The sequence below is a fragment of the Deltaproteobacteria bacterium genome (genome assembly GCA_016213065.1).
Classification (GTDB): Bacteria; UBA10199; UBA10199; order SPLOWO2-01-44-7; family SPLOWO2-01-44-7; genus JACRBV01.
Genome location: JACRBV010000099.1, coordinates 1 through 9,039, shown reverse-complemented (window position 1 = coordinate 9,039; position 9,039 = coordinate 1). Strand labels below are relative to the sequence as shown.

Sequence of the window (9,039 nt, the reverse complement as noted above, 5' to 3'; positions counted from 1 at the left end):
TGTTGTAGAGGGCGATGAATATGACACGGCTTTTTTTGACAAGGGTCCCAAATTTGCTCACTACCGCCCTTTTGGCGCCATTCTTACCTCCATTGAATGGGACCACGCGGATATTTATCCCACCTTTGATAGCATCATGAAGGGATTTGAAAAATTTATAGCCACGCTTTCTTCAAAATCGCCTCTGCTTGTTTGGGCCGATTCTCCAAAAATCACAGAGCTGACTCACATTCATAACTATCCGCTTTTTCGCTACGGTCTTCGTTTTGGCGACTATGTGGCACAAAATATTTTGCCTTCGCCACAGGGAACTCATTTTACTCTCTGTCACAAAGACGAAAGAATCCCCCTCTTTCTTTCCATGACAGGACCGGCGAATCTGGAGAATGCCGTCGCGGTAACGGGACTCTGCCATCAACTGGGTCTTTCATGGGAACAGATAGGCAGTGGACTAAAAACATTTCAGGGAGTGAAACGCCGTCAGGAAATCAAGGGAACTGTGAAGGGAGTTACTGTCATTGATGATTTTGCGCATCACCCCACCGCTGTCAAACGAACCATCGAGGCGATCAAAGAAAAATTTCCGGGCCAGCGTCTGATTGTCGTCTTCGAACCCCGTTCCAACACTTCACGGCGCAAAACACTTTACGAAGAATATTTGAGCGCCTTTCACGGTGCCGACCGCGTCATCATTGCGGGGCTTTATCATCCCGAAAAAATTCCGGAGAACGAACGACTGGATACGGCAAAACTGGCCGATGACCTCATGAAAAGAGGGGTTGATGCCTACGCCGTTCAGGGAACGGATTTTATTGTGGAGTTTATTACGCGAGGTATTAGCCCGGAAGACGTCGTGGCTTTCTTTTCCAATGGCGATTTCGACAATATTCATCAAAAACTTCTCGACAAATTGAGTCGAAGAAAAATTTTGCCGGATAAAAAGCAGGCTCGTTCCATCAAAATCAAAACATGAAGAGGGGGAAAAAACTAAAGTGGCACCTTTTAACGGTTCTCCTGTTAACCGTGGTGGTTATCCAGACACCCTTTTATCTTCTTAATCGCCCACAAGTACAACGCTGGATTCTGGAAACGTACCGCCCCTTTGCTCCTTGGCGCATAGAAATCGGTTCGCTAAAAACAACCCCATGGCGCTTCAAAATTGATCTTTCAAATCTCCGCGTTTCACATCCTCTGGGAGATGAAATTATCGTCAAATCGGTCTCACTGAAGATCAACCCATTACGATTGTTAAGATCGCAATTGGGGGTCAGCTCTTTGCAAATTGAAAACACTGTCATCAACTTTGCCCAGAATCCGGACCCAAAAAAGGAAAAAAAATCGTTCAAGATACGAACGCTTCTTGTTCTTCAAAATTTGGTCCTTGATCAGGGACAAATCAAAAATACTGTTTTGAATCTTCCGGAAAACAAGAAAATAACCATCGATAATTTTTCAATTCAACTGGCACCGGCTTTTCTGGGCGGAACAAAATTTTCTGTCGATTTGCAGAAAGTTTTGTTTCAAGAGGAACAGGAAGTTCAAGCCACATCGCAGGAAATCAAAACCAATGTCTCAACCAATTTCACCCATTGGTCCAAAACATTTCCCTATATTGACGATGTCGAAGGCAATCTTGAGCTGAAAGAAACTCAGATAGGTCGTCTGAATTTGCAAAACATCGAAGTCAGCGCTCGTTTTGACAAGAACAAAATTGTTTCCAAAAAACTTTCCTTTCAAATTGATGAAAACCAGATTTTAGGAAATCTGGAAGCCCATTTGGAATCACAGAAATTTCTTCTCAATCTGGACACACCCAAGCCAATTCATCTTCCCGAGTTGGATTCTGAAACAAGAACATTCAATACCGCGGGAGAGTTGCAAATGACTCTTCATCTGGAGGGAGAAGGATTTGATCTGAAAAAATCACGCGGAAAAGGAAGCATTGTCGCCAAACATGCTTTCGACAACACAGAAACACATGCCCAACTTGATTCCAAATTTGACTGGAGTGGTGGAGCGTTGCGTCTCAATGAAACAAAAGTTTTTAACGAAGAGTCAAACATTGCCGTCAGTGGTGGCATTGATCTCTCTCCTTTTTCTCTTCATCTGAAAATGAAATCAGAAAATATGGTTTTAGAACGTTTTTTCGCGACGTTTAATGACAAAAATCTTCACCCGATCCATGGCAAGGGAAATGTCGAAGTCTCTTTGGACGGCCTTGCAAAAACAATCCATCTCAAACTTTCTGGAGAGTCTGCCGAGGGAGGATTCGGCATTATACGGGCAGAAAAAGCGCATATTGATCTCGACATCACCCAGCCACAACTCAAACTCAACGGCCAGATTTTCACCGACAATAAACCAACGGGCGAGGCCCAATTCACCATCGATTACGGTCCCAAAACACCGGAAGGCATTCGGTCCAAAAAAGTCAACCTAGTCACCACCATTCATGATCAATCTCTGGAAAAAATGTTGCCGGGTTATTTACTGACGGGAACTCTCTCCGGCACATTCAACCTCTCCGGTCCCGCACAAGCTATGAGAGGAGAAGGAAAATTAAATGCAAGTCAGGGCACTTTTCTGGACGGCGCTTTCGAGGAAGTGCAAACCCATTTTATTCTCACCAACAAAAATTTTGTCATTGATAAAGCCGATTTTCAATTGCCGAACAGCAACAGCCATCTTGCAAAACCCATCACTTTTGATTTTCTGACGGACGGAGATTTCAAATTATCAGGGCAACCTTTTTCCGGCGTCAGTATCGATATTTTTTATCAGGGAAAAACAAAACGCTGGGAAATCAGAAAATTTTTCATTGACGATCTCCACGACCCTGATCTCAAGGCAAAAGTCATCGGATTTGTACAACAAGACGTTATGAATTTGAAAGGAAGCGGCAACATTGAACTCTCCCGCCTCCCATTTTTCAGCAAAATTATCCGCGACGCCACCGGTCCGGCTCTTTTTAATCTGGAGGTACACGGCAATCCATCCGACCTTCAGGCAAACGGCAAGGTGGAACTAAACAACGTATCTATGACCCTCAAGCCATTCGGCATCATTCCTGAAGAATTGAAGGGAACCATTTATTTTCAAGGAAATCGGATTCGGACTGATCTTTTAACGGGGATTTTGGGTTCCGGGGAATTTCAACTGAAGGGAAATATCACGCATAGTCACAGCAAACCCGCCGCTTATGATCTCGCCTTCAGCGGAAAACAGCTTTATCTCCATGATACCGCTTCCGGTTTCCGCATGGATTACGACGCCGATCTCACATTCAAAGGACCCGCCCAAAATCCGGAACTGACAGGATCTCTGGTAGTACTCGATGGCCGCTACACAAAAGATTTCAACATTATTGAAGAATTGAAAGAAGCTCCCAAGACATCCAAACAGATTCAGGAAGCGGCGTTGAAAACTTCACCAATACATTTTAATTTGCAGGTACGCAATTTCGGCGACCTGTTCATCGACAACAATATTGGAAAAATAGCACTCAATGTCGATGTCAACATCCGTGGAACAAAATTAAACCCCAGTGTTGACGGCACGGTTACAGCGCAAGAAGGTACCATTCGATATCTAGGTCTCGACTTTGATATCACCAACGGTTTTGCCGAATTTCGGAACAAACTGGACGATCCCTATCTGGAAATTCAGGCAGAAAGGGATATTGATGACGCCCATATTGTGGCGGTCTTGCACGGCCCTCCCAGCAGTTTGCGCATGGACCTCTCAGGAAATTCCAGTCAGGGCTCGTTGGAGAAAAAAGATGTTGTGTCTCTCCTGCTTTTTGGAATGACAACCAATGAACGTGTGGAACTGGCCGAGGAACAATCGGGAATTGGAACAGCGCTGGTTGCGGAACAGATTACCCATATTTTGCAAAGGCCGATTGCCAGTTTCACGGGGCTTGATGTCTTCCGTCTGGAAACAGAAAACACGCAAAACGGACAAACAAGACAATTCTATCTCGGCAAAAAATTGAATGACCGCCTCAGTGTTGAATTCGCATCGGAAATTAACCAGTACAACGATGCCCTGCAAAGATTCCGGCTTGAATACTGGCTGACTGATTCTTTTCTTTTCAAAGGATCGCGTTCCAGCAATGAAAGCTATCAACTGAATCTGGGAGTTCGATTTATAAGCCGATGAGAAAAAGACAAAGGACCATGGACCGTGGACTATGGACAATGAATAGAGGACCACGGACTATGGACAATGGACTATGGACAATGAATAGAGGACCACGGACTATGGACCATGGACTATGGACTAAACACCTGAAAAAGTTGGTGTTGATTTTGCTTTTGGTCCTTTGTCCATGGTCCTTTGTCCATGGTCGGATTTCCCCGTCCACAACTATCTCTAATATCGAGATCGACGGGGCCATTATCGTCTCTAAACAAACGATACTCCCCGTTCTTCCATTTAAGGTTGGAGACACTTTCGATCAGGGCAAACTTGAAAAAGGCATCAACTATTTAAAAATATGGGGCATCTTTGATCACGTGAAGGCCAGCACCACAAAAGAGGTGGACGGCGTTCATATTCAAATTCATTTGCACCAACCGGAGGTTCTCTCCCAAATCGACATCTCCGGAAATTATCCCTATATCAAAAGTCAGATCCGAAAACGCATCAATCTGGAGGTCGGTAACATTGTGGTCCCGGAACAAATGGAGGCACAAAAAGATCGGATCAAGGATTTTTATGTTCGAAGGGGATTTTACAACACACGGGTTGATCTCGCAACGGAACCGGCGGCTGAAAGCAATAGTGTCGGGGTTTCATACCATATCATCAAAGGCGAGAGACTCCGCTACAAACAGGTGGAATTTGTGGGCGCAAAGAATTTCAGGAAGGGGCGATTGTTGCGTTTCATCAGACCCATGTCCATCTATTCCGAAAAACGACTTAAAGATTCAATCAAGGAAATGATCGGGTTTCTCAGAAATAACGGTTATCTGAAAGCCACGGTAAAGGTGATAGATAAACAAATCGATTGGAACACAAGGCGTGTCGCAGTCAAACTGATGATCAAAGAAGGACCCAAAGTGGATATTTTTTTCAGGGGAAAAAATCCATACCGACTCAAAACTTTAAAAAAAACCATTACACTCTATCAAGAAGGACATTTTGATTCTTTCGAGTTGCAAGCAAGCGTTGATGCACTAACCCAGAAACTAAATAATGACGGCTATCTGGATGCCAAAGTCACCTATAAATTGGAAAAGGTAAACCCAAATCATGTCCGCATTTTTTTCAATATTGATCACGGGATAAAAAGCAACATCCACTCCATCCGATTCACGGGCAACAAAGCGATTAAGACCACCAAATTAAGAAAACAAATTCTGACGAAGGAAAAATCTCTGACACAGGAAGGGGTTTTGATTCCTCTGCAACTGGAAGAAGACAGAAAAATCGCGACTTTTTATTATCAAACAAAAGGTTATCCCGATGTGCAGATTAAATCGCCGGATGTGATTTCCAATCCTGCCCGCACCCTTTACACGATTGATTTTCCGGTTGATGAGGGACATTTGGTCACCATCGGTTCAGTAACATTTTTGGGAAACACTGCTTTTCCGAAGGAAAAATTGATTCAGGTTTTAAAAAATAAACCGGAAAAATCCTTCGACAATTTTCAACTCCTCTCCGACAAGGAAGATGTCCATCTTTTTTATGCCAACAATGGCTACCCTTACGCAACGGTTGAACAAAAAACAGAGAGAGTTGAGGACAAAATCAATATCATCTACACCATTCAGGAAGGCACTCTCGTACATATCGGGGAAATATTGCCGATCGGAAATATTTTGACCAGTTTCAAAGCCATTCGGCAAGCCATGGGCATCAAAACGGGGGATATTTACAGCAAACAAAAAATTGTAGAAGCACAATTGAATCTCAGACGGCTTGGCACTTTCAATTCTGTCAGCATTGTCCCCCTTGGATTAGAGGAAAAAGAGACAACAATTCATTTAAGAATAAAACTCGAAGAGAGAGATCCATTTGTTATCGACATGGATGCCCAATACAGTACCGATCTTCAATATTCGGGCTCTTTTAAATTCACCAATTTCAATTCATTTGGACGTGCAAAGCGAACCAGCCTTCTTCTCACGGGTGGAAAACAAAAAGACCGGGCCGAACTCTCATGGTTGGACCCACGCTTCGCGGCACACGACATTCAAATGACTTTTGCGGGATGGATGGATTACGAAAAAAAACCGGTTGAAACCACTTTGCAAACCGGAGGCGCCATCTCTTTTTTCAGACAATTCCATCGGTTCGGATTTCTGACGCGCTACGAACTGGACCGAAATTATCCTTTTTCAGGACCAGCCGCAAACCCGCTCTCTTTGAGAAACAGCACCTTCTCACAGATTGGTTTTTCTGGAAGTTATGACACAAGAAATAGTTTTGCCGATCCCACACGCGGCTTTATCGCCACGGCGGGCGGAATTATTTTCAACGAGTTGGGAGGATTGGAATCCAATTTCGCAAAATTAAAAACTTCTTTTAATCATCTGATCCCTCTTGTGTATCGCCTGACATTGTCCAACACGATCCGTCTCGATCACATTCAAAATATTGGCGCCAGCGCCATTGTCCCGCAACGATCCATTCTGACATTGGGCGGCGACGATACCGTTCGCGGTTTCAAAGAAGATCGAATTGGTCCCTTGGACAATCAGGGGCGCCCCTTGGGAGGCCGCGTACGCCTTATCTATAATGCAGAACTGCGTTTCAGAATTGCATCCACTTTGCAATTTGCGGGCTTCTTCGACATGGGAAGTTTGACAAATCAATTTAGCCAAATTGACGACAACACACTAAGACGTTCGGCTGGAGCTGGACTACGCTACATCACACCCGCCGGCCCCATCCGCGTTGACTACGGTATCATCCTAGACCGCAAACCCGGAGAAGATTTCGGCCGCCTCCACATCACATTCGGATACCCTTTCTAAATTTTTACGAATTTCGGACAGGCTCTATGTAATTGGGTAGGCAAAGTACCTAAAAAAAGACGCGATATTTTTGGGTCGACGCATTAGACTCCGCATCCGCCAAAAAACTGGCGGATACTTCGCGTTCCGCAAAGCTGGAACTTGATACAAATTCGCTCGACTCTCAGCGATTTTTTGCTTTTGATCCCGATAAGGTAAAAATCGCTTCCGAGACGCTTTTTTTAGGTACTTTGCCTACCCAATTACACACAAGAACTACGAATGAAGTAATCAAAAATTACAAATTAAAAATGTTTTTATTTCTTCATTCGGTTTCCAATTCAGTAGAAAAACCCTCGCTGGAAAAAGCGTTTGATTTTTGCATTTAAATCTAGCTGGCTTTTAATTTTTGACGCCATTTTGAACGAAGCGTTTCACGTCCTTCATCTGTGGTCAGTTTTGCGAGGATTTGCGGAATTGTTTCGTCACTTTTTCTTTTCTCTTTGTTGTCCAATTCATTCATTACATAAATCATCCGGTATACGGATGTGACATTCGTCATCACACCAACCATCACAATGGCAATGAGGACCAAAACCGGCGGGTGATTTGGCCAAACAGGATTCAAAAAATAGGAAAGCATCGGTTGAAAAACAGAAGCACAACCCAGATAAACAATCCGCTCCGGTCTCTGCATCGATCCCTTCCGCACATCAACACCAACCGCTTCTCCGCGCGCGCGTGTGTAAGAAACCGACATGGATCCGATGAGTCCCAAAATCAGAAAATACAAAACCCACGAATCCCGAAAATAAAGAACCAATCCCAGATAAATAATTCCTTCGCCGAAGCGATCCATAACAGAATCAAAAAATGCGCCCGACTTGGAAACTTTTCCTGTGAGGCGGGCCACTTGACCATCAAAGAGATCAAAGGTGGCGCCAAAAATCATGATCCACCCTGCAAATCCAAACAGCCCTTTGGCATAAAAAAAAGTGGCGATGACACTCATTAAAAATCCCATGAGGGTGAGCATGTTGGGAGTTAATCCCAGTCGAATAAAAAATTTGGCGATGGGCTGATTATTCCAATACCACCAGTGTTTGAGGGTGCCGCTTAAAAATTTTGAGTTGTGACGTGTTTGCACTTCAAGGGGAACGGGCCAACGCTCCTTGGTTGCCAGAAAAAATATCAGAGACGAAAGCAGAACGATATTAATAAGAAGAATGGGCCCCAGACTCACCCAGACTGGATCCATAGAACGAAAAAAATTGATGATTATTTCCATAGACCTCTCATAAAACTAAATACAAATTATTACAACCGGAACATTGTTGAAGTTTTTTTGAACATAAAAAAAGCCCCGGTGTTTCCACCGGGGCAATTTTAACCTTGATGGTGCCATGTGTATACATATGGCACCCGCCTACTTAGAACTCATAGGCGAAGGCACCAGCAAGACCGAAGACCTGCTGGTTCTTCCTAGTAGTGCCTGGCAATCTGACCAAGCTGTAATCCCCTTCGAGTTTCAACTTGGCACCATCTGTGATGGTGTAGTTACCTGCCAAGGTGATCTCATGCATTTGCTCTTTCATACCGAGCAAGGACTGCACTCCACCAGTACCATAAGCTGGGGTTACCAAAGCACCAGCAGAATTGGCTCCATTCACATCTCTGCTATAGGCATACTTGATCGTCCCATCCCACACATCGCTGAAATCATAGCGAAGGTTGACGAGGCCGGCATAGTATTTGCCATTTCTACCAAAACCGGCTGATGTGGCAGGATCCCAGTCAATCTGGCGATAGATCGCTTCACCACCAAAGGCGAAGTTGTCTGTTGCCCACCATTGCCAATCAACATCACCCAAGAAACTCTGATGTTTTTTGACATTGGGATGATCTTGTCCCCAGAGACCGGAAAGACCAACGGTACTTCTCTTGCCCTCTTCACCCCAGTTGAAACCGAGGCGCAAACCGACATTGGGAATGTCTGTGTTGCTTTGGAAGACATTTCCGCCGTTGTTGTAACTCAAGATTTGATTGGCGACGTAAATATTGAGATCGACCAAAT

General features: G+C 44.3%; 5 protein-coding genes. 3 read left to right on the top strand and 2 right to left on the bottom strand.

The annotated features are described in order from the left end of the window. The 3 genes from HY877_05865 to bamA form a co-directional block, all read left to right on the top strand. On the top strand, positions 1–973 hold a 973-nt coding region (locus HY877_05865), incomplete at its 5' end, for a UDP-N-acetylmuramate:L-alanyl-gamma-D-glutamyl-meso-diaminopimelate ligase (protein ID MBI5299801.1). After that, a complete protein-coding gene (locus HY877_05860) occupies positions 970–4,161 on the top strand; it encodes a translocation/assembly module TamB domain-containing protein (protein MBI5299800.1) in 3,192 nt (1,063 codons plus the stop codon). The genes HY877_05865 and HY877_05860, both read left to right, overlap by 4 nt. A 101-nt stretch (positions 4,162–4,262) precedes the next feature. Continuing rightward, on the top strand, positions 4,263–6,986 hold the full coding sequence (gene bamA / locus HY877_05855) for an outer membrane protein assembly factor BamA (GenBank protein ID MBI5299799.1): 2,724 nt from the start codon (positions 4,263–4,265) through the stop codon (positions 6,984–6,986). A gap of 370 nt (positions 6,987–7,356) precedes the next feature. Here bamA and HY877_05850 read toward each other — a convergent pair whose 3' ends face one another. Then, entirely contained in the window at positions 7,357–8,253 is an 897-nt protein-coding gene (locus HY877_05850) for a CDP-alcohol phosphatidyltransferase family protein (GenBank protein MBI5299798.1), read from the bottom strand. A 142-nt stretch (positions 8,254–8,395) separates the two neighbouring features. Further along, the coding region (locus HY877_05845; GenBank protein MBI5299797.1) for a hypothetical protein at positions 8,396–9,039 on the bottom strand (644 nt) is incomplete at its 5' end.

Coding starts and splice junctions, on each gene's coding strand:
- HY877_05860 (MBI5299800.1), top strand. CDS start 970: ATGAAGAGGGGGAAAAAACTAAAGTGGCACCTTTTAACGGTTCTCCTG.
- bamA (MBI5299799.1), top strand. CDS start 4,263: ATGGACCATGGACTATGGACTAAACACCTGAAAAAGTTGGTGTTGATT.
- HY877_05850 (MBI5299798.1), bottom strand. CDS start 8,253: ATGGAAATAATCATCAATTTTTTTCGTTCTATGGATCCAGTCTGGGTG.